The following is a 22,423-nucleotide window of genomic DNA, read 5'->3' on the forward strand; positions in this document are numbered from 1 at the left end:
AGAAAGTCAAAAACATTTAAGTTAGACTATTTGTGAATTCAAAATAGTCTAACTTAAATGAATCTTATATTTCTCCTACGTTTAAAAAAAGCCTAAATGATTGGATTTGTTTATACCGATAAAAGGTATTACTCGTGTTTTTCATGATCTTCCAAATCTTTTTGTAAATCTAGTTTTCTAAATTCGGGGGAGATAAGTCCCGTGAAAAGTACAATGATAAGTGTCATGCTTCCGCCAAATACTACTGCGGTAACGGTTCCCATCAGTTTTGCGGTTAATCCACTTTCAAAAGCACCCAACTCATTGGATGAACCCACAAATATAGAATTTACCGAGGCTACGCGACCTCGCATGTGATCGGGAGTTTTAAGTTGCAAAATAGTTTGTCGAATAACCATCGAAACGCCATCAACAACTCCACTGAAAAATAAGGCCAAAAGTGAAATCCAAAATACGGTTGAAAGTCCAAATATAATGATGCATACCCCAAATAAGAAAATGGCTGCCAGTAGTTTCATTCCGGCATTTTTATTCAAAGGAACGTATGCTGTAAAAAACATGGTCAAAATGGCACCAACTGCAGGAGCGGCTCTTAAAAATCCAAATCCTTGCGGGCCTACTTTTAAAATATCCAACGCAAAAATGGGTAATAGTGCTACTGCTCCTCCAAATAAAACAGCTGCCATGTCAAGGGTTAAAGCGCTTAAAATAGATTTATTGTTGTATACAAATTTGACTCCTTCTTTCAAACTTTCCATAACAGGTTCGCCAATTTTTGGGTTTAAAATAGGCTTTTTTCCAATTTGGGTTAGTAGTATTAAAGCAAAAAGGGAACACGCAAGAACCAAACTCATGGACCAATGCACTCCGATTAAAAGAATGGAGAAACCGGCTACGGCTGGCCCTACTACAGAGCCTACTTGCCAAACGGAACTACTCCAAGTAGCCGCGTTTGAATACGCTTTTTTGGGAACTATTAATGCCAAAAGGGAGAAAACGGTAGGTCCTAAAAACGAACGAACAATCCCTCCGAAAAACACTAAGGAATAAATGGTGTATAGAATAGTAGTTGTTGGCAAACCAGTGTTTACTTTTGGCCAAGTGATCAAGAATAATCCCAAACTAATTACAGAGAATCCCAAAATGCATTTTGATAAAAGACCTTTTTTTTCGTTTTGATCGACAATGTGTCCCGCAAATAGTGACATAGCGATGGCTGGAATGATTTCCATTAAACCAATAATTCCTAAGGATAAAGCGCTTTTTGTTACTCTATAAACTTCCCATTCGATGATGATAAACTGCATGGACCAGGCAAAAACCATGGAAAATCGAATAAGCAAAAAGGTATTGAATTCTTTAAATCTCAGGGCTGCGTAGGGGTCATTTTTCTTCATAGTAACTGCTATTATTTAATATCTTTTAATCGTAATTGAATGCTCACTTTATCATTCCACTCATTTTCATCGATGCAATATACGGCATCAAATTCTTTTTGATTGCCCGTTAAATCTTTTTTGTTCCCTAATCCAAAACCGATTGCTGTTAATCCATCTGAATCATTTTGCTTTACAAATAGCTTTAAATGCTCATCCTCAGAACCTAGTGTTTTGGCGTAGCCGGTGTCTCTTATTTTTTTGGTTAAAAAAACAGGAGTCATATTTAAGGGGCCAAAAGGTTCGAATTGTTTTAGAATCCGAATTAATTTTGGTGAAATGTCGTCAAAATCAATTTCGGAATCAATCGTGATTTCCGGAGTTAGTTGATCGGGTTGGATGGTTTCCTGTACTGTTTTTTCAAAAGCATTTTTAAAATTTTGATAGTTCTCTTCCTTTAAAGTCATACCAGCAGCATACATGTGACCTCCAAATTGTTCTAAATGATGGGAACAAGCTTCGAGTGCGTTGTACACATCGAATCCTTTTACGGAACGTGCTGAAGCGGCATATTTATCTCCACTTTTTGTAAAGACCAACGTAGGACGGTAATAGGTTTCAATCAATCGAGAAGCTACAATTCCAATGACTCCTTTGTGCCAATCTTCTTGAAAAACCACCGACGTAAAGTTTTTTTCTTCTTGATTTTCGGTTATTTGTAGGAGCGCTTCTTTGGTAATTTGTTTGTCCAGATCTTTTCGATCAGAGTTGTATTGCTCAATTTCGGAAGCGAATTGTTGGGCTTGTTCAAAATTAAATTCGGTCAATAATTCTACTGCATGATTACCATGTTTGATGCGACCTGCAGCATTGATACGGGGGGCAATTATAAATACAACATCGGTAATGTCGAGCGTTTTCTTTTTTACTTGATGCACTAATGCTTTGATTCCCGGTCTTGGTTCTGCATTAATAACCTGCAATCCAAAATAAGCCAATACTCGGTTTTCGCCCGTCATGGGAACGATATCCGCAGCAATTGCCGTGGCTACCAAATCCAAGTATAATACTAAATCTTCTATGGTTTGGTTTCTATTGGCTCCGAGTGCTTGAATGAGTTTAAAACCTACGCCACAGCCACACAATTCGTCATAAGGATATTCGCAATCTTCTCGCTTTGGATCCAGAACAGCAATGGCTTCGGGCAAAAATGCTCCGGGCCTGTGGTGGTCACAAATGATGAAGTCAATGTTTCGCTCTTTTGCGTAAGCGACATGATCGATAGATTTAATCCCGCAATCTAGGGCTATGATGAGTGAAAAACCGTTGTCATCGGCAAAGTCAATTCCTTTATAAGAAACTCCATAACCTTCGGCGTAGCGATCTGGAATATAAGTGGCAACGTTGGGGTAATAGGTTCTTAAATAAGACGAAACTAGAGATACTGCTGTGGTTCCGTCTACATCATAATCGCCAAATACGAGGATGTTTTCCTGATTGGCAATCGCTTTTTCGATGCGTTCTACCGCTTTGTCCATATCCTTCATCAAATAAGGATCGTGTAAATCGTCTAAACTTGGTCGAAAAAATTGTTTGGCTTCTTCAAAAGTTTCAATGCCTCTTTGTATTAATAAAGTAGCGATGAATTCTTCTACATTCAAAACTTGAGCTAAGTGCTTTATTTTTTCTTCAGCGGGTTTTGGCTTTAGAGTCCAACGCATTTTTTAAAGGAGTTTGATAAATTGGATGTAAAAAAGAGCGTCGCATTCTAGCGAGAGTCTTTAGAATACGAATTTAATTTTTTTTAATGAAAACAGTAGGGTAATTGATTTTTAATTTATGGAGAAAAATATTTTAAACATTAAAAAAAGCCGTACATTTGTAACATATATGTTTCAATATATCCTAAATACAGACATAATGGAACAAAGAAGCTACTATAAAAACTGGTATGCATTGACCGATAATGCTATTGTAGAAACCCTTTGCAAAAGCATTAAACAAATGCGTTTGAATAAGAATATCTCGCAAGAGGAACTTTCCGAGAAATCGGGAGTCAATAGAATCACGATTAGCAGGATGGAAACCGGAAAAGCAATCAATTTGATGACATTGATACAGTTGCTTCGTGCTTTAGAAAAATTAGAGCTACTAAATTACCTGAACGAAGAACCAGAAATTAGTCCGATGATGGTTATGGAAGCGCAAAAAAAGCTCCGTAAAAAAGCTTCGCCAACCCCTCGAAATTCAGATCCTAAAGAATAGTAGCTATGATTGCAGTTGCCGATGTGAAAATTTGGAACCATAAAGTTGGGGTTGTTCTTTGGGATCAACAAAGAAATTATGGTGTTTTTGAATATGACAAACAGTTTTTTAAATTAGGACTTGATCTTTCTCCTATAATGATGTCCGTTGCCGATGCTCAAAGAGGCAAGAAAGTTTTTTCATTCCCCTTGTTAAATCTAGATACTTTTAAGGGATTGCCGGGGTTATTGTCAGACAGTTTGCCAGATAAATTTGGTAATCAAATTATAGATGCGTGGCTGGCGCAACAAGGTAAAAGTAGTAATGATTTTAATCCGGTGGATCGTCTTTGTTATATTGGTAAACGTGGGATGGGCGCTTTAGAGTTTGAACCCGCCAGTAATGGTACGGTTGAAAAATCCAATCCTATTGAAATTCAGGAATTGGTAAAATTTGCCAAGGAAGTTTTGGGTACTCGCAGTGATTTCCATTCTGATATGGATTCCGAAAAAGGTTTTTCGGATATATTGCAAGTGGGAAGTTCGGCGGGAGGAGCAAGGGCCAAAGCGATTATTGCCTACAATAAAATTACGGGAGATGTGCGTTCGGGGCAGGTTGATGGATTGGAAGGTTTTGATTATTGGTTGATTAAATTTGACGGGGTTACCAATCATCAGTTGGGAGATCCCAAAGGCTACGGGAATATTGAATATGCGTATTACCTGATGGCTATTGATGCTGGAATCACAATGTCTGAGAGTAAATTGATGTCCGAAAACAGTCGTTCGCATTTTATGACCAAGCGTTTTGACAGGCAGAACAATCAAAAAATCCACATGCAAACGTTGTGCGGAATAGCGCATTTTGATTATAATATGCCTCGTGCGTATTCGTATGAGCAGGCTTTTCAAGTGATGCGCCAAATGAAATTGCCGTATTCGGATATGGAAGAATTGTACAGACGAATGGTTTTTAATGTGATGTCTAGGAACCAAGACGATCACACCAAAAATATTTCTTTTTTAATGTTTCCCAATGGAGAGTGGCAATTGTCGCCCGCTTATGATGTTACGTATGCTTACAATCCTGATAATTTCTGGTTAAAAGCCCATCAGATGAGTGTCAATGGGAAAAGAGAAAATATTATGCTGGAAGACCTTTTGGCTGTAGCCAAAAATATAAACCTTAAGAAACCAAAACCAATTATTGAGTTGTGTACTGAAGTGCTTTCCAATTGGGGGGACTATGCTATAAAATCGGGCATTGAAAACACTCAAATAGAGCAAATTGACAAGCAAATTATTTTGTATACAATGTAACTTTTTTGATTCATTATTGCGATTAATAACAGATGATGAATCAAAAAAGTTACAATATAAATTAGTTATTTAAGTTCTAATGCTTCTCCTTCAAATTGAATTCCATCCCAAGCTGTTTTCATAAAGTTGCGAATGTTTTGATGATTGGTTCCGTTGGGATCTCCCAAAACTTCTTCAAAATAAAAGGCTCCAAAACAGGCTAAAGTTTCGGCAACGGATAACTTTTGCAATAGCGCAAAAGCGAATAATTTGCAAGAACCTGAGTTTTCTCCAGCGGCATTATGTTGTTCTCCGTTTTGAAAGGCTGTTGGTGTAAAAGTGTAGTTTTCTTCTATTGTAGCAATCGCTTCTGCAAATGTTACAGATGTTGGGGTTTCTTTTAGTTTTTCTAAAAAGGTATTGATAGTCATATTGATGTGTTTATTCGTCTTTTTGAAATTTACTTTTCTTGGGTTCCTTTACAATTGGTTTTCCTGCAACCACCACCACAATTTCGCCACGAGGGGCTATTTTTTCAAAATGGGTTAGGACTTCACGAGTGGTGCCTCGTACGTTTTCTTCGTGTAGTTTTGATAATTCTCTACAAACACAAATGGTACGGTCTTCGCCAAAATAGGTAATAAATTCGGCTAAAGTTTTAACTAATTTATGTGGGGAAACATATAAAATCATGGTGCGGGTTTCCTCGGCAAGTTCCAGATAGCGGGTTTGTCTTCCTTTTTTTTCGGGCAAGAAGCCTTCAAAAATAAATTTGTCATTGGGTAATCCGCTATTGACTAAAGCAGGGACAAAAGCCGTTGCTCCGGGTAAACATTCTACGGTTATTCCGTTTTCGATACAGGCACGGGTCAACAAAAAACCAGGGTCTGAAATGGCAGGCGTTCCTGCATCCGATATTAAGGCTATCGTTTCTCCGGCTTTCAATCTTGAAATTAGATTCTCAATTGTTTTGTGCTCGTTGTGCATGTGATGACTGTACATATGTGTGCCAATTTCGAAATGTTTGAGCAATTTTCCGCTCGTTCTAGTGTCTTCGGCTAGAATTAAATCTACTTCTTTAAGAATTCTAATGGCACGAAAAGTCATGTCTTCGAGGTTGCCAATAGGAGTAGGGACTATATATAATTTTGACATTTTTGCTGCTTAAAGAGTGTGTTTGGTGGAATATAAAAGGGTAATGCAATACGATGTCGATTCTTAAAACGACAAGAACTTCTTTTCGATAATTTCCATAAAACGATGTTCGAAATCTTCTTTTCCTTCCCAATTGTTGTAATCAGGCTTTACCATTTCATCAATAAAAGTTTTGGTTTCTTGAAAAGTATTAAAAGTGATTAACTGGCTTAGCACACGATTGTAATCTTCGCTGTCTCCGTCAAAAAGATGTTTCACAAAGGCGATTCGATCATTTAAACCTATTGTAATTCCCTTTGCCAATTTATCATTTAACGTTATGGCTTTTGACTCTTCTTTTTCCAGAACGACATGATTGCCGTTTGACATTGGTTCTGGTTGAAAATTAAATGCCGATGGAGTTTTGTCAACTATCTTATTTTCTGAGGTTTGTTCTAGCTGAGATCTTTTTACAAAGTGGGGTTCTGTATAATGACCGCCCAAAAGATCTTCGAACGAAATTTGCACCGCTTCGGTTTTCTTTGGAGCTTCGGTTTTTATCTCCTCAATTTGTTCAGCGAAGGGATTAATTTCGGTTTCTGCTGTATTCGGAGTTATCTCTTCAATCGGTTCTTCCTCGTTTGTAACGGGTTCGACTTCATCTAATTCGAAGGCAGGTTGAGATTCAATGGTATTTGATTCAATTGGTTCCTCCTCGGCTATTACATGCTCTTCTTTCGATTCGATTTCATCAACTTCTTCCAATACAGCGTCAACTTCTTCGTCGATTATTGTTTGGTTTTCAATGATTTCAGTTTCTAAAGTTTCTTCTGTAGGGATTTTGTCTTCAATGATTTCCGCTGCTAAAGTTTCTTCTGTAATAATTTCCTCCGCAACGATTTTTTCATTTCCGAAACTTCTTTGGAATTCCGGCATGGTATTGTTTTCGAAAAATTCTTTCATTTTTTTCACTATTTCAGCTTGACCAATAGTAGGTTTTGGTTCTCCAAAATGTTCTTCAACAAATCGTAAAACGGCTAGTTTTTCATATAACTTCTGCGTTTCTAAGTACAATTGGTTGATGTCGGATTTATTTTTTAGCTGTAATATTCTATGAGCAATGCTGATTAAATCGGCTTCCAATCTTTTTTTCATGACTTTTGAAATTATAATGAATAAGGCTTTTATTAAATTTTCGTTACTTGTATTTGGTTTATGGGAGACTCTTTCTGACGGTATTTTATTTTTGAAATAAATCCTCCCGAATGTTCGTTTTGATAAAAATTATCTACTTTTGAAACGAGGTAAAAACAGTTCTTTACCCAGTCGATTTATTACCGTTACAAAGTAATAAAAACTATTCATTTTTTAAGGTAGAAAAATACAAAATGTTTCTCGAAAATACAGTAAATCATAAAGAACAATTTGGGTGGATTGAGGTCATTTGTGGCTCCATGTTTTCGGGTAAAACCGAAGAACTCATCCGTAGATTAAAACGAGCTCAATTTGCCAAGCAAAAAGTAGAAATATTCAAACCCGCCATTGATACCCGCTATCATGACGAAATGGTTGTTTCGCATGACAGCAATGAAATTCGATCTACACCTGTTCCGGCTGCAGCTAATATTTCTATTTTGGCACAAGGTTGTGATGTGGTAGGGATTGATGAAGCCCAGTTTTTTGATGACGAAATCGTGACGGTTTGCAACGACCTTGCCAATCAGGGAATTCGAGTAATTGTAGCCGGTTTGGATATGGATTTTAAAGGAAATCCTTTTGGCCCCATGCCTGCTCTTATGGCTACCGCGGAGTATGTGACCAAAGTGCATGCCGTATGTACTCGCACAGGAAATCTTGCTCATTTTAGTTTTAGAAAAGCCGATAATGACAAGCTGGTAATGCTAGGGGAAACGGAGGAATACGAACCTTTGAGCCGTGCGGCCTATTATCACGCGATGAAGAAGGATCAAGGAAAATAAAAAAACAAACCCTTTCACAATTTAAACATTTGAAAGGGTTCGTTTTTTTAATTAAAAATAGATTCTAATTTAAAATCTAATTCGGGGAATAATTTGCTTTGCATGCTGTCTTCTTCAATCAAAGGGTGCATTCCTATAAACTGATTTTCTTTGAGAACATAGATAAAAACAGTTTTGTCGGCAGGGTTTACGATCCAATATTCTAAAACTCCTGCTTCTTCGTATAAATCAAATTTATACTTCATTTCTTTATTTGAATTTCCGGGAGATAGAATTTCAATCACTAAATCAGGAGCACCAATAGCGCCTCGTTCATCTATTTTGGCATCATCGCAAATGACACACAAATCGGGTTGTACTACAGTGTATATTTCTTTATCTAATGTCGAATTTTTTTTATCCAGTAATCGAACATCAAACGGAGCAATAAATAATTCACAGGAATGATTTTTGAAAGCGGAAATCATAACACCCGTCAATTTTCTTGATATTCTTTGATGAGTGGTACTTGGTGCAGGACTCATCTTAAAAATTTTTCCTTTTATTAATTCCAGTTTTTCCTGAAACTGCCAAGTCAAATAATCGGCATAGGAATATCTTTTCTCTAAATCCAATAAATTAATATCCGTTATCATAACTGTTCCTTTTTTGACAAAGTTACTAAAAAAAACAAACCCCTTTTTAATCCGATTAAAAAGGGGGATGGCATAGATTTAAGAGTTGAAAAATTAATCGGTTGTAACACTATTTCCAGTACTAATCAAAGTCGCTTTGTCTGTAATTCCTTGTCCTGTTGGTGGAGCGGGTGGGTTTTGACCAGTTAGGCCTATATATTTTCCCGATGTTGGAGTTACTGTAAGCATTTTGTTCAATATCATATTGATTTGTGAACTTGGTAATGCATTATTATAGATACGGAAGGAATTACCACTTTGTAAAGAAGGAATTCCAATAGATGTAAGTTTGGCACAAAAATTAATTTGAATGGTGGATGTTATTTGTGTTAAACTAGGAAAATTAATAGTAGTTATTTGAGGATTATCTGCTAAGTATAAGTCATTGGCTGTAGTCAAAACAGGGAGTGAAACGGTAGTTAAAGCATCATTATATTGAATAGATAAATAAGTTACAGAATTGATTAAAGCGGGGAATGATATTGAAGTTATGGCAGGATTATGCCTAATGCTAATACGATCACTATTAGTTGTTGTAGTTAGTTTTGGAAACGAAAGGTTTGTTAATGTATTGTTGTAAGAAACACTAGCTGTTTTATACATTGAAGTAAGACCATTTAAATTTATTGAAGATAGATTTGTATTGTAGTCTATACCTAAATTTACTAAATTGGTACACATACTCAAATCCACAGCCGTTAATCCAGTCGTATTTTGAATATAAACATTTTCGGTATAAGGACCAAGTTCAGCCGCTATTTGCGCAGCCGCTTGTTCATTGGTAATATTTCCAGTTAGTACAATAGATGTTTTTCCTTTGTTTTGTGTACTCCCAGCATACAAAGCATAAGGTACGCTTAGTAATTGGCTTACACCACTAATGGTGTAGTTTGTACCTCCCGTAATATCGGTTTCTGTTTTTATGAAATAAGTCCCAGAGCCCCAATTGATACTAGAAAAAGTTCCTGTAACGGGAGTTCCTCCACCAATTTCTAAAGTAACCAATCCGTTTGGGTTTGTGGTTGCGGTTTGGGTTTCTACATACGATGCTGTCCCAGTTGCAGAGCCTTGCAAAATACTCACTTTAATTTTTACGGAAGTGTTAGAAACTAGACTACCATCTGCTTTTCGTATCACCGATTGGTAACTCATTTTTTGTGGCGCTTGTGCAAAAAGTATTGTAAAAGAGCATAGTAATAGTGCAATGAGAGTAATATTCTTCATATTATTTTTAAATTTTAAAAGTGTTATTTTTTAATGATTTTGAAAGTTTTTACCGTTTTCGTATTGTCTTTTACCATCAGAAAATAAATTCCTTGGCTGAAGCTTTGCATGGAAACAGGAGTTTCGGAAGCTGTTATTTTTTGATTTTCGGAAGCAATCTTTCCACTGATGTCAAAAAGTTGATACGTCAAATTACTCCATTCGGTGTTGCTTACCAAAAGATTGAGCCTGTCAACAGTTGGGTTGGGGTAAACAGACATTTCCAGATTAATTTGGGTAAATTCATCACTGCCAAGAGTAGAAATTTCAAATGGTTGTTGAGTGCCTTGTGAGACAGAACCATTTGTTCCGGTTTGCGTACCAACGAATATTGCTCCAACAGAATAACTGGAAGTGCCTCCAGATCCTGTTGCTGTTCCACCCGAAGTCAAAATGCTTTCCTGCGAATAACTTCTAATAAATGGGAAACTAGTTATGAGAAGGATTAAAAAATAATGTTTGTTTTGCTTCATAGTTTATTTAAGTAAGTTTTCATACAAATATATGTAGTTTTTTGTTAAGAAATTTCAGTCTGTGTTATTATTATGACAAGAGATTTGAGAGATTTTAAAAACTCCGAAATCTCGGTAATGACTCCTACGGAATTTTTGATTTCAATAAAATACTAAAACAAACACTATTCCAATTCGATTTTTTATAACTTTGATGTAAAATTAACTGCAATGGATTTACAAACCAGAAAAATATCGTTTGTTCAAGAATTTCTTTCTATTCAGAACGAAGAAATTGTAGCTCGTCTAGAAAATTTTCTGAAAAAAGAAAAGAAAAACTACACAGACAAAGAGTTTCGCCCGATGACAACGGAAGAGTTTGAAAACAGAATCGACCAATCAATGGACGACTCGAAAAACGGTCGAGTTATTGAAGCAAATGAGTTATTGAAAGAGATTCAAAAATGGAACTAAAATTAAATTGGACAGCATATTCCCGAAATGAATTGCGAGAAATATTTTTATACTATAAAGGCAAATCCAATTTAAAAACGGCCAAAAATATAGTAGAAGAAATTTCAAAAGAAGTCTTTTTACTTGAGAAGCTTTCATTTGTAGGAAAAATAGAAGAGCTGTTGGTAGATAGAAAAGAAGATTTTCGTTTTTTTTTTTATGATAACTATAAGATAATTTTTTATGTGGATTTAGAAAAAAATCTAGTCGAAATTGTCGATATCTTTGATTGCTGCCAAGAACCTTTAAAAATTAAAAGAACAAAATAATGTGTTTTACAATTTTTAAATCTTCTTTAAGATGAATTTACCCCTATATAAAATTACTTCTATCCTGAATGCCGAATATTTAGGAAACTCAGGCGATACCATAATTGAAAATATTTCTATAGACAGCCGCTCTTTGCAAAATGGGCCACAAACCCTTTTTTTCGCATTAGTTGGGCGCAATACTGATGCCCATTTATACCTGAAAGATTTAATTACAAAAGGTGTTCGCAATTTTGTGGTTACCCATATTCCGGAAGGTCTTGAAGGGAAAGCTAATTTTCTAATTGTTGAAAATACACTTAATGGTTTACAGCAAATTGCCGCTTATTACCGCAGTCTTTTTACTTTTCCTATAATTGGTTTAACGGGGAGTAACGGTAAAACAATAGTCAAGGAATGGCTCAACTTTCTTTTGAGCCCAGATTATAATATTATCCGAAGTCCCAAAAGTTACAATTCTCAGGTTGGGGTTCCGCTATCGGTGCTTGGGATCAATGAACATCATAATCTTGGTATTTTTGAAGCTGGAATTTCTACCATTTCTGAAATGGAGAAACTGGAAAAAATCATCCTACCCACTATTGGAATCTTGACCAATATAGGTTCTGCCCACGATGAAGGTTTTGAGAATCTAGAAGAAAAAATTAAAGAGAAAGTACAGCTTTTCAACCATTCGGAAGTGCTGATTTATAAAAAAAATGAATTAGTAGATAACTGTTTGTCTAATTTTAGCGGGGATATTCCCCCTTTCTCGGAGGCAGAGCTTGTCGAAGTAGGGGCTAGGGGGCTTTTTTCTTGGTCTTTTGTGGATTCTACCGCTACTGTTTTTGTTTTTCAAAAAGAGAGCACAGACGAAAACACTACCATTCACTACCATTATAAAGGAAATGTTTTTACACTGACAATCCCATTTCTGGACGATGCTTCAATAGAGAATGCGATTTCTTGTCTAGCGTTATTGTTGTATTTAGAATTGGATGCAACAACCATTCAAAACCGAATCGAATTATTGTATCCTGTAGAAATGCGATTGAAAGTTAAAAACGGAATCAATAATTGCAGTATTATTGACGATAGCTATAGCTCCGATTTTCAATCTTTAAAAATTGCTTTGGATTTTCTTGAAAGTCAAAAACAACATCAAAATAAAACCGTGATACTTTCGGATATTTTTCAGAGTGGTTTGACTAATGACGTGTTGTATTCTAAAGTGGCCGAGTTGATTGTTTCTAACAATATAAACCGTGTTATAGGAATAGGAGAAACAATTCCAGCATTGAAAAACAAGCTTTCGAATTGCATTATTTTCAAAGATACCAATGAATTTGTACTAAATATAGACCGATTAAATTTCGAAAATGAAACCATTCTAATCAAAGGAGCGAGATCCTTTGAATTTGAAGAAATTGTAGCTTCATTAGAGGAGAAAACACACGAAACGGTTCTTGAAATTAATTTGAATGCGATTAGTCATAATTTTAATTTCTTTAAATCAAAACTCAAGCCAACCACCAAAATGATGGTTATGGTAAAGGCATTTGGTTACGGAAATGGAGGTTTTGAAATTGCCAAACTATTAGAGCATCACAAAGCAGATTATTTGGGTGTGGCTTTCGCCGATGAAGGAATCTCGTTGAAAACAGCAGGGATTAAATTACCCATTATGGTTTTGAACCCAGAAAACACCAGTTTCTCGGCTATAATTCAACATCAACTGGAACCCGAAATTTATAGTTTGAAAGGGCTTGTTGCTTTCTTGAAAATTGCAGAACAAAAGAAATTAAAAGACTTTCCGATACATATAAAGGTGGATACCGGAATGCATCGTTTGGGTTTTGAGGTCAATACAATTGAAGATTTGATTGCAACCTTAAAAGGAAACCAAACGGTTAAAGTAAAAAGTGTTTTGTCTCATTTGGCCACCAGTGATGATCTGCAACACGAAGATTTTGTACGCTATCAAATTGATTTATTCGAAAAACTATCCTCTAGATTAATAGCTGAACTGCAAATAAACCCAATCCGACATATTTTGAATACCTCAGGGATAAGTAATTTTCCAGAAGCGCAATACGATATGGTTCGGCTTGGAATTGGTCTTTATGGAGTTTCAAACGACTCAGAAGAGCAAAAGCAGTTGGAAAATGTAGGGACTTTAAAATCGATTATCTCCCAAATTAGAACCATAGATTCTAGTGAAAGCGTGGGCTACGGCAGACGATTTGTGGCTAATCAAGCCATGAAGATTGCTACGATTCCTATTGGTTATGCCGATGGAATTGCAAGAAGCTGGGGGAACGGCGTAGGATTTGTAACGATAAAGAATAAAAAAGCAGCCATTCTTGGAAGTGTTTGTATGGATATGCTAATGGTTGATGTGACCGAGATAGAGTGTAAAGAAGGGGATGCCGTAGTAATTTTTGGCGAAAGCCCAACGGTCAATTACATGGCCGAAAAATTGCATACCATTCCTTATGAAATCCTTACTAGCATTTCGCAACGGGTAAAAAGGGTTTTTTATAGGGAATAATTTATTTGCGAAACGAAGCTAATCACTAAGGACTAATTGCTATTCACTAAAATATGATGAAAAATTAATTATATTCGTAGTAATCAAATTAAAACTACAGACTATGGGATTTCTAAATGATTTTAAGGCCTTTTTGATGAAAGGGGAGATAGTAAATTTGGCAACAGCCGTAATCGTTGGAGGTGCTTTTGGAAAAATAGTAACCTCATTTACCAATGATGTTTTGATGCCACCAATAGGATTGCTATTAGGAAAAGTTGATTTTAAAAATCTAAAAATTATTCTTCAAGACGGTATTCCTGCTGTTATGGAAAATGGGGCAGAGAAAGCACCCGCAATTGCAGAAATTGCCATAAACTATGGGGCTTTTATTCAAACCGTTTTTGATTTTGTAATTATTGGGTTCTGTATTTTTATGGTATTAAAAGCCTATGAAAAGACCAAAAAGAAAGAAGAAGTGGTGGTTGCAGCTGCAGGACCAACCCAGGAAGAATTGCTTACAGAAATTAGAGATTTATTGAAGAAATAAAGTTAAAAAAAACGCCTCAATTGTTGAGGAATTTTTTTTAACTGATATTCAGTGGCTTTTTTGCAGGACTATATTGGAACATTAATAATACCAAAGGTAAACACCAATTGGCAGCTCGTTCTACAAATTCTAGAAAAGGTTCTCCTGAAAAAGGACGGCTTAGTGCCGTTAAAAAAGCCCAAATACTTGCCCAGATTAGTATTTGGCGAACTGGATACAAGAGTGTAGTTATTGCAACTAGAATGTCCATTATCCCTATAATGGGCATTAGAAATATGGACTGTTGGGTTGTGAAACCTACTGATGTAAGGAGCGGAATCCATTTAGGATTTACTCCAATCGCAAGAATCCCGTGACCTAAAAAAGTGCCAAAAACGCCTATCCGGGCTATAATTTCTAAGGGGTTTTTGATTATATTTAGTTTTAAAAAGGCTATATTTTGAGTGATTTCTTTCATTATATGTAGTTAAAAAACCACTAATATTTTTAATATTAGTGGTTTGATGTTTAATTGAAAAATTATTTTAGATTGAGTAACGAAGAATCTTTTTGATTTCCCACGGTTATTTCAAGGATGTAGATTCCTTTAGAAAATTTAGACATGTCTTCTTCGAATTTGAAATCAATGGTGTCTTTGTTGGCTTTTTTGTCGATAACCACATTTCCGCTCATGTCTACAATTTTGATAGTAGCTTCACCAATTTCAGGGGAATTATATTCTAATGCAAAACGGTTTGTAACCGGATTTGGTATAATTTTGATAGTATTGAAATTTTGAACACTAGATTTGGCTACTGATGTGTTTTTGGTGAGACAAAAGGAATCGATTGTATTTCCATTATTGTCAAATGTTGTATTGCAAATGGAATTTGAAGTCACGTCAAATTTGCAAAAGTTATACGTGCTTTTGTATTTTTCAACAAACCAAGTTGCATTTCCTGTGTATAATGGGGCACCGGCACCACCACAAACTATTTGGCAGCGTCCTTGTGTTGCTTCACTTCCGTATTGTGCTACTGGAGCTGTAGTACTGACATTACGATTCATTGGTTTTGTACGCTCATACATATGGTCATGACCGTTTACGATTAGATCTACACCATAATCATCAAATGCTTTCCACCAAGTGTTATAGTATGAATTCATTTCTCCTGCATGGTTTCCGATAGTAAAAAAAGGTTTGTGGAAAAAGATGATTTTCCATTTTTTGCCTGCATTGGCTTGCAATGTACTCACCAGCCAGTTGTACTGAGTAGTATTTGAAGGGTCCTCGGAATTAAGAGAAATAAATAAGGCATCACCGTAGGTAAAAGAATAATAAAGATTTGTACCGTTAGTGGGAGTAGATTTTGGTAGTTCAAAAACATTTTGATAGGTAGGTACACTTGACGCGTCATGATTTCCCATAGAATGATACACTAAATTATTTTCTATAAAAGTATTTCCGTTGGTAAACCAACTGTCCCAATCTGCGGTTGATCCCCCATTGTTAACAATATCGCCATTAAAAATTGTAAAATCGGGTGTTTTTGTATTTGCTAATGCAGCAACCTGATTCCAAATACTCATTCCAGAACGGCTATCTCCAATGGCTAGAAAGGAGAATGCAGTTGTGTTTAAAGCCGGCGCAGTTTGATAGGTTTTTTCAACTGTCCACACAGCTGTTGTAGCGTCAAAAAGTCTATAGTATATTGTGGTATCTGGAGTTACGGTAGGGAAAGTATATTTAAAAAACTTATCAGCATAGCCATTTCTTACTATTGCGGAAAAGGTGCCTTGTTCATAAGTATTGGTATATCCCCATTTTATTTTGTCTGCTGTTCCAACATTTCTCCATGTAATCGTCAATCCTTCGAGAGGATTACTTGTACTTCCCCATCGTATTTGCTTTATAGCCGATGCGACAGTAGTTGTATTTCCTGTAAGTGAAAAGTCGAAACTAATATCCGAACTGTTAAGTGCATTTTGATGAATTTCAACAGCAATAGTATTATTTCCAGCTATAAATCCTGTTTGTGTTGGGGTTAATGTAGTAGCCAAAAAAACACTTCCGTCATCACTACAAGCACTTGAAGCCAAGGTATTGTAGGCAATTGATCCTGTTGGCATGTTGTTTCTATATACTTCAACTCCATTAATATAAACAACAACTCCATCATCTCTTTTTACATTTAATGTGTAATTGGAGTAAATTGTAGGGTCTGCTAAATTGAATGTTTTTCTAAAATAAGTGGTAATATATTTTTTGCTTGAACTCGTTCCGTAACTGAGTACAGTGGCTTCATCTCCGTCTCCGTAGCCTAATTGAGCTAAGCCCGATGGCCAAGTTGTATCGCTAAATGTGGTGCTTCTCCAAGCGGTACCTTGGTTAGATCCATTAGTTAAATATTTCCAAGAGGAACCTGGGGTTACTAATGTAGTTTGGGCGTTAATAGTTATTACTATAAAAAATAGCAATAACAAGAAGGTGATTTTTTTCATGTGATTAGTCGGTTAGTTAACGAAATTAATTGTTTGGCTGTCATTCTTTGTAAAGTTAGTATTAATAAAACAATATTAATACTAAAAATAATACTAAAATTAACACAACTTGTTTGAATTGCAGTGGTTTATATGTTTTTCTATCTGTTTTTTAATATTCATAATTATGGTCACCGTTTTGATTGCACTAAAAAAAAATGAATTAATGCTTTATTGTTACCTATTCTTAAAACAGAATTGTTATAATTATAACAATTTGTTATTTTTTGTAAAGACGCTTGTTATGTTTTGAATATTACATACTTTTGTATTTCAAAATAAATATTCACCCGAGCCTGAAAGGCGAACGGACGAAGTAATTATAAAATATATACGATGAGAATAGCAGTTGTAGGTGCTACCGGAATGGTTGGCGAAATAATGTTGAAAGTATTGGCAGAAAGAAATTTTCCTGTAACCGAATTAATTCCTGTTGCTTCTGAGAAATCAGTAGGGAAAGAGATTGATTTTCAAGGGAAAAAATATAAAGTGGTGGGAATGCAAACGGCAGTTGATATGAAAGCGGATATTGCTTTGTTCTCTGCTGGAGGAGAGACTTCATTAGAATGGGCACCCAAATTTGCAGCTGCAGGAACTACCGTTATTGATAATTCTTCGGCTTGGAGAATGGATCCAACCAAGAAATTAATTGTTCCAGAAATCAATGCTGGAGAATTGACCGCAACAGATAAAATCATTGCAAATCCAAACTGCTCTACCATTCAAATGGTATTGACTTTGGCACCTTTGCATAAAAAATACAACATCAAGCGTGTAATTGTTTCGACATACCAATCTATTACAGGAACTGGTGTAAAAGCAGTTCAACAATTCGAAAATGAATGTGCTGGTGTTGAAGGAGACATGGTTTACAAATACAAAATTAACAGAAACTGTATTCCTCAATGTGATAGTTTTGAAGACAATGGATATACCAAAGAAGAAATGAAATTGGTTCGTGAAACTCAAAAAATATTAGGGGATAAAACTATTGCCGTAACAGCAACTGCTGTACGTGTGCCGGTTGTAGGTGGACATAGTGAAGCGGTAAACGTAGAATTTACCAATGATTTTGATGTTGCCGAAGTTAGAAACATTTTGCACCATACCGATGGGATAGTAGTACAAGATAATTTAGACACTTTTACGTATCCAATGCCAAGATATGCAGAAGGGAAAAATGACGTTTTTGTAGGTCGAATTCGTCGTGACGAAAGCCAAGCAAACACTTTGAATATGTGGATTGTTGCTGATAATTTAAGAAAAGGAGCAGCAACCAACACGATTCAAATCGCTGAATATTTGATTGCAGCAAAATTGGTTTAATCCATTTTTTAGATAATTAAACAGAAACTACAACTTTAAACGGTTGTAGTTTTTTCTGTTTAATAAATAGATTGGCTTCTAGTATCTATAAAAGTAACTAGGGAAATTTTATTGTTTATAATGGAATAGACAAGAGCATTTTGATTGTCAATGATACATTTTCGATATCCAAATATTTTAGATTGCGGACATAATTCAATGTTAACGCTTATTTTTTCTAATAAGTCATCTACGTTTTTTTCAAAGCTTTCTATTTCTGTTAAAGTCCAATGTTCGAAAAGATAATCAACAACTTTAAAAAAGGTTTCAAGCGAAGTTTTTGACCACACAATTTCCATTATTGTGTTTTGCTTTTAATATAGTCGGCTATTTTTTGTTTCGCTTCTTTGTGAGTGTAAATTCTTCCTTCTTCAATATCTTTTTTCCCTTTTTCAATAAGTAAAAACTGATTTTCGGCAATTGATTTTGACCAATCGGATTGATCATTTCTGTATTTTAGAAAATCGATATATTGATCTACTTCTTGCAAAAGATCTGCAGGGAGGGATTTAATTTTTTGGTTGATTTTTGAAACTGTTGCAGAAGGCATAATTGTAAATTTTTTGTTTAGAATCCTTTTACTAAAAAAAAAACAAGAATCAATATGACTTATTTTAATCAAAGATAGAATGAATTTTTTAATTAAATTAATTTAAGGGTGATTTTAAAAACCAATTTGTTTTAACCCTTGCTCTTTTTGTTACCTTTGCGGTGATGAAAAGAAAACAGCTCATACTTAATCTTTCTTTGGTTGTCGCAGTATTGTTCTCAATAGTGTTTCAATCGGTTGATAGTATTAGCCATTTACAAGAAAAATTTTCTCAAAAAGAATGTCATCACACCTATAATTCTAGCTCAGAGTTTACGCATCAGCATCACAATTTTGACCATTGTTATGTTTGCGAATTTGGGTTTAGCAGTTTTATAACTCCAATAAAGTGTTCCTACGCATTCTATGCTGGGAATTGGAAAATCCCCTATTTCTTTGCAAACTTAGAAACTGTTTTTTCGTTTTCGGGTAGTTTGTATTCCCATCGTGGTCCCCCAAATTGTATTTAAATAACCCATTTATCCCGATAGCTATCGGGAGGGTTATTTCGTTTTTAAATTAAGCTTATTTGCTGGCAACTTCTTTTTTCAGAAAGATTTTGTCGTGAGCGCTATTATTCACAAAAATATTCCAATCATAAGTCACTTTTTTATAACTGACTTTGATTAGGGACAATACAATTATAGAAATGAAATCATATATATTGGCTCTATTGCTAGGGCTTACCACTTTTTTACAAGCGCAAAATTCGATATCCGGGAAAATAACGGATTCTAAAAATAATCCATTAAAAGAAGTTTCGGTCTATGCATCGGAGTTGCATAAAACAACTACCACTGATGAAAACGGGAATTACACTTTGGGACAACTCCCAAATGGAAATGTAAGCCTGACTTTTTCTTATGTAGGATTTGCAACTCAAAACAAAACAATTGCTAAAGTTCAAGATACTCAAACATTAGATATAGTTTTAAATGAAACGGCTTTTCAAATGGATGAGGTTATAGTATCGACTCCATTTTCAAAATTACAATCCCAAAACGTGATGAAAGTAGATCGTGAAAGTGTCAAATCGATGCAGGAAAAAGGGAGTGCTACCTTGATTGAGGGACTGGCCACCATTCCTGGTGTTTCTCAAGTTTCTACGGGAACTTCAATAGGAAAACCGGTAATTCGAGGATTAAGCGGAAACCGAGTTTTGGTATACACGCAAGGGATTCGGCTAGAGAATCAGCAGTTTGGAGACGAACACGGCTTGGGGTTAAACGATGCGGGTGTAGAGAGTGTTGAGGTAATAAAAGGACCTGCTTCTTTGCTTTATGGCTCTGATGCATTGGGAGGAGTTTTGTTTTTTAATCCAGAAAAATTTGCTTTGGCGAATACTTTTCAAGGGGATTTTGGACAACGATTATTTTCGAATACTCTTGGAAGTAGTACCTCTTTTGGCTTGAGAACATCTACAGATAATTGGAAATATTTGATACGTGGTGCATACAACACCCAATCCGATTATAAAATTGCTTCGCCAATTCGGTCTTCGCCCTCGGGTCCAGACGGAGATCGTGTTACCAATACGCGTTTTCAAGAAATGGATTTCAAAGCAGGAATCGGGTATAGCAATGCCAAGTTTGCGAGTGTTTTGAGATACAATTACAATAATTTAGATTTGGGAATTCCAGAAGAGGGTATTGCAGACCAAACCACAACCAAAAAAACTAGCTTTCCCAAACAAGGCGTTTTCAATAATTTACTCTCTTTGAATAATACCTTGTTTTTTAAAGATTCAAAACTGGATGTGAATTTAGGGTATATCCGTAATGACCGTTCTGAGTTTGAAGATAGTGATGTTGCGGTTTTGCATATGATTTTGAATACCTTCGATTATAATATTAAATACTATTTGCCAACCTTAGGCAAAGTTGAGACGATCGTTGGGGTTCAAGGAATGTCCCAGGAAAATAAAAATCTAGCCGAAGAATTTTTAATTCCAAATGCAAAAACGAATGATTTTGGGGTTTTTGGTACAGGAATTTATAATTGGGGCGTGAATTCATTGCAAGCAGGTTTTCGCTTTGATTACAGACATTTAATTTCTGAGGAGCATGGAGTTGTTGGAGAAGAAGGGTATTTTGAAGCACTCGATAAAACGTATGACAGTTTCAACGCTTCATTGGGATACAAAACCAATTTTGCCAAGGACTTGACTTTTCGATTGAATGCAGCAACAGGTTTTAAAGCGCCAACTTTGGCGGAGTTGTCATCCAATGGGGTTCACGAAGGTACTTTTCGGTATGAAGTGGGGAATCCTAATCTAAACACCGAACAAAATTTGCAAACCGATTTGGATTTAGAATATAAAGTCAGTCATTTTGAGTTTAGTGTGAGTGCTTTTTACAATCATATTAACGATTATATTTATGCTTCGCCAACTGGTGCAGAAATTGATGGGTTTAAAGTGTATGATTATATTCAGAACAATGCCAATTTGTATGGAGGTGAAGTTGCTTTGCATTTTCATCCACATCCTTTAGATTGGTTGCATTTTGAAACTAGTTTTGAAACCGTTACAGGAAAACTGCAAGATGGTGGATATTTGCCTCAAATTCCAGCCAACAATTGGAATAATACCATAAAAACAGATTTTGTAATTGGTAAATGGCTTGAGGAAGGATTTGCTACTTTGAATGTTTCTACGACTTTTAGTCAAGATAAAGTAAGCGGATTTGATATTTCATCGAATGATTATACCTTGTTAAATTTGGGGTTTGGAGGTAAAGTAAAGCTTGGTAAAACCGCTTTTGACGTTAACTTGAATGGAAATAATTTACTAAACAAAACCTATATTCCTCATTTGTCTCGATTGGCAACTGCTGGAATACCCAATCTGGGAACCAATTTTATTCTCGGAGTAGCTTTTAAATTTTAAAGAAAAATTTCTCGAAAAAACAAACCCCAATAGCAAATCGTTATTGGGGTTTTGTTTTAATATTCAATCTTTCCGATATGCCTCATAATCCGAACAATTTTCGTTTTCCTATTGTTGATATAGGATGAGGAACTCGTAGCTTTATATTTTCTGGGATTGGGTAAAATAGCGGCAATTCCAGCGGCTTGAACCATAGTTAGGCTTGATGCATCTTTTCGATACCAATGTTCTGTAGCGGCATAAGCTCCGTAAACACCGTCGCCCATTTCGATACTGTTGAGGTAAACTTCCATGATGCGTTCTTTGCCCCAAATAAGTTCTATTAAAACCGTAAAATAAGCTTCCAGCCCTTTGCGAACGTAGCTTCGGCCTTGCCAAAGAAAAACATTTTTGGCGGTTTGTTGGGATATGGTACTTCCTCCTTTTATTTTCCGGCCTCTTTCGTTGCTTTTATAGGCTTTTTGCATGGCGATAAAGTCAAAACCATTGTGGGTTAAGAAAGTTCCGTCTTCACTGGCAATCACTGCTTTTTGCAAATTCACGGAAATCTTTTCGATAGGTTCCCAATTATGGCTATAATAATTTTCTTTCCCGGCAGTTTTGTTTTCAAAATAGCGCATTACCATTAAAGGAGTAAATGGAACGGGTACGAATTTAAAAAGCACTACAAAAAATATTGAAATTCCAAAAAACCACATCAGGGCTTTTAGCAGAAACCATTTTACTTTGGTCATAAAGCTTTTTGAGTCTTTTTTGACTGGTTTTTTTGTTGTCTTTTTTGGTGTTATTTTGGTTGCCATT

22 protein-coding genes are annotated in these 22,423 nt (G+C 35.6%); 9 read left to right on the forward strand and 13 right to left on the reverse strand.

What is annotated here, in order from left to right; translation table 11 throughout:
- Positions 1-128 precede the first annotated feature (128 nt).
- Both FNW52_RS04070 and recJ read right to left on the reverse strand, forming a co-directional pair.
- Positions 129-1,397 (reverse strand): MFS transporter, encoded by a 1,269-nt coding sequence (locus tag FNW52_RS04070; protein ID WP_143376183.1) that lies wholly within the window; start codon positions 1,395-1,397, stop codon positions 129-131.
- 11 nt (positions 1,398-1,408) lie between these two features.
- Positions 1,409-3,097, reverse strand: coding sequence for a single-stranded-DNA-specific exonuclease RecJ (gene recJ, locus FNW52_RS04075; protein ID WP_143376184.1), 1,689 nt, complete (start codon positions 3,095-3,097; stop codon positions 1,409-1,411).
- A gap of 199 nt (positions 3,098-3,296) precedes the next feature.
- Here recJ and FNW52_RS04080 point away from each other — a divergent pair, with 199 nt between their 5' ends.
- A complete protein-coding gene (locus FNW52_RS04080) occupies positions 3,297-3,641 on the forward strand; it encodes a helix-turn-helix domain-containing protein (RefSeq protein WP_185965915.1) in 345 nt (114 codons plus the stop codon).
- Between the two features lie 5 nt (positions 3,642-3,646).
- A complete protein-coding gene (locus tag FNW52_RS04085) occupies positions 3,647-4,939 on the forward strand; it encodes a type II toxin-antitoxin system HipA family toxin (protein ID WP_143376186.1) in 1,293 nt (430 codons plus the stop codon).
- Positions 4,940-5,004: 65 nt separating this feature from the next.
- Here FNW52_RS04085 and FNW52_RS04090 read toward each other — a convergent pair whose 3' ends face one another.
- The 3 genes from FNW52_RS04090 to FNW52_RS04100 form a co-directional block, all read right to left on the reverse strand.
- The gene (locus FNW52_RS04090; RefSeq protein WP_143376187.1) at positions 5,005-5,349 is read right to left on the reverse strand and encodes a HopJ type III effector protein; all 345 of its coding nucleotides are present in this window, start codon (positions 5,347-5,349) and stop codon (positions 5,005-5,007) included.
- 10 nt (positions 5,350-5,359) lie between these two features.
- Complete coding sequence (rsmI, locus tag FNW52_RS04095; protein WP_143376188.1) at positions 5,360-6,073, reverse strand: 16S rRNA (cytidine(1402)-2'-O)-methyltransferase; 714 nt, start codon at positions 6,071-6,073, stop codon at positions 5,360-5,362.
- Between the two features lie 63 nt (positions 6,074-6,136).
- The gene (locus tag FNW52_RS04100) at positions 6,137-7,207 is read right to left on the reverse strand and encodes a hypothetical protein (RefSeq protein WP_143376189.1); all 1,071 of its coding nucleotides are present in this window, start codon (positions 7,205-7,207) and stop codon (positions 6,137-6,139) included.
- 233 nt (positions 7,208-7,440) lie between these two features.
- Here FNW52_RS04100 and FNW52_RS04105 point away from each other — a divergent pair, with 233 nt between their 5' ends.
- Positions 7,441-8,031, forward strand: coding sequence for a thymidine kinase (locus FNW52_RS04105; RefSeq protein ID WP_143376190.1), 591 nt, complete (start codon positions 7,441-7,443; stop codon positions 8,029-8,031).
- 47 nt (positions 8,032-8,078) lie between these two features.
- Here the strand turns inward: FNW52_RS04105 and FNW52_RS04110 are convergent, their stop codons facing one another.
- The 3 genes from FNW52_RS04110 to FNW52_RS04120 all read right to left on the reverse strand — a co-directional run bounded on the left by FNW52_RS04110 (position 8,079) and on the right by FNW52_RS04120 (position 10,441).
- Entirely contained in the window at positions 8,079-8,666 is a 588-nt protein-coding gene (locus FNW52_RS04110; protein WP_143376191.1) for a Uma2 family endonuclease, read from the reverse strand.
- 93 nt (positions 8,667-8,759) lie between these two features.
- On the reverse strand, positions 8,760-9,929 hold the full coding sequence (locus FNW52_RS04115; RefSeq protein ID WP_143376192.1) for a hypothetical protein: 1,170 nt from the start codon (positions 9,927-9,929) through the stop codon (positions 8,760-8,762).
- A 23-nt stretch (positions 9,930-9,952) separates the two neighbouring features.
- The gene (locus FNW52_RS04120) at positions 9,953-10,441 is read right to left on the reverse strand and encodes a T9SS type A sorting domain-containing protein (protein WP_143376193.1); all 489 of its coding nucleotides are present in this window, start codon (positions 10,439-10,441) and stop codon (positions 9,953-9,955) included.
- A gap of 210 nt (positions 10,442-10,651) precedes the next feature.
- Between FNW52_RS04120 and FNW52_RS04125 the strand changes: the two genes are divergently transcribed.
- The 4 genes from FNW52_RS04125 (at position 10,652) to mscL (ending at position 14,261) form a co-directional block, all read left to right on the forward strand.
- Positions 10,652-10,894, forward strand: coding sequence for a hypothetical protein (locus FNW52_RS04125; RefSeq protein WP_143376194.1), 243 nt, complete (start codon positions 10,652-10,654; stop codon positions 10,892-10,894).
- Positions 10,885-11,202: a type II toxin-antitoxin system RelE/ParE family toxin gene (locus tag FNW52_RS04130; RefSeq protein ID WP_143376195.1), complete on the forward strand. Its 318-nt coding sequence runs from the start codon at positions 10,885-10,887 to the stop codon at positions 11,200-11,202. The genes FNW52_RS04125 and FNW52_RS04130 overlap by 10 nt, the downstream gene beginning before the upstream one ends.
- Before the next feature lie 31 nt (positions 11,203-11,233).
- Entirely contained in the window at positions 11,234-13,732 is a 2,499-nt protein-coding gene (locus tag FNW52_RS04135) for a bifunctional UDP-N-acetylmuramoyl-tripeptide:D-alanyl-D-alanine ligase/alanine racemase (RefSeq protein WP_143376196.1), read from the forward strand.
- 103 nt (positions 13,733-13,835) lie between these two features.
- Complete coding sequence (gene mscL, locus FNW52_RS04140; protein WP_143376197.1) at positions 13,836-14,261, forward strand: large-conductance mechanosensitive channel protein MscL; 426 nt, start codon at positions 13,836-13,838, stop codon at positions 14,259-14,261.
- Between the two features lie 37 nt (positions 14,262-14,298).
- Here the strand turns inward: mscL and FNW52_RS04145 are convergent, their stop codons facing one another.
- Entirely contained in the window at positions 14,299-14,718 is a 420-nt protein-coding gene (locus tag FNW52_RS04145) for a DoxX-like family protein (protein ID WP_143376198.1), read from the reverse strand.
- A gap of 62 nt (positions 14,719-14,780) precedes the next feature.
- Positions 14,781-16,742 carry a metallophosphoesterase gene (locus FNW52_RS04150; protein ID WP_143376199.1) on the reverse strand — a complete coding sequence of 654 codons (1,962 nt, stop codon included), beginning with the start codon at positions 16,740-16,742 and terminating at the stop codon, positions 14,781-14,783.
- Between the two features lie 375 nt (positions 16,743-17,117).
- Here FNW52_RS04150 and FNW52_RS04155 point away from each other — a divergent pair, with 375 nt between their 5' ends.
- Positions 17,118-18,107, forward strand: coding sequence for an aspartate-semialdehyde dehydrogenase (locus FNW52_RS04155; protein WP_143376200.1), 990 nt, complete (start codon positions 17,118-17,120; stop codon positions 18,105-18,107).
- A 59-nt stretch (positions 18,108-18,166) separates the two neighbouring features.
- On the opposite strand, the gene FNW52_RS04160 is transcribed toward FNW52_RS04155, so the two are convergent.
- Together FNW52_RS04160 and FNW52_RS04165 are read right to left on the reverse strand one after the other, a co-directional pair.
- Positions 18,167-18,445, reverse strand: a complete 279-nt coding sequence (locus FNW52_RS04160; RefSeq protein ID WP_143376201.1) for a type II toxin-antitoxin system RelE/ParE family toxin — start codon at positions 18,443-18,445, stop codon at positions 18,167-18,169.
- Positions 18,445-18,696: a DUF2281 domain-containing protein gene (locus FNW52_RS04165; protein WP_143376202.1), complete on the reverse strand. Its 252-nt coding sequence runs from the start codon at positions 18,694-18,696 to the stop codon at positions 18,445-18,447. The genes FNW52_RS04160 and FNW52_RS04165 overlap by 1 nt, the downstream gene beginning before the upstream one ends.
- A gap of 688 nt (positions 18,697-19,384) precedes the next feature.
- Between FNW52_RS04165 and FNW52_RS04175 the strand changes: the two genes are divergently transcribed.
- Complete coding sequence (locus FNW52_RS04175; protein ID WP_143376204.1) at positions 19,385-21,622, forward strand: TonB-dependent receptor; 2,238 nt, start codon at positions 19,385-19,387, stop codon at positions 21,620-21,622.
- 56 nt (positions 21,623-21,678) lie between these two features.
- On the opposite strand, the gene mtgA is transcribed toward FNW52_RS04175, so the two are convergent.
- A complete protein-coding gene (mtgA, locus tag FNW52_RS04180) occupies positions 21,679-22,422 on the reverse strand; it encodes a monofunctional biosynthetic peptidoglycan transglycosylase (RefSeq protein ID WP_143376205.1) in 744 nt (247 codons plus the stop codon).
- Between the last annotated feature and the right edge of the window lies 1 nt (position 22,423).

This window comes from Flavobacterium sp. ZT3R18 (assembly GCF_007097385.1).
In the GTDB taxonomy this organism is placed as follows: domain Bacteria; phylum Bacteroidota; class Bacteroidia; order Flavobacteriales; family Flavobacteriaceae; genus Flavobacterium.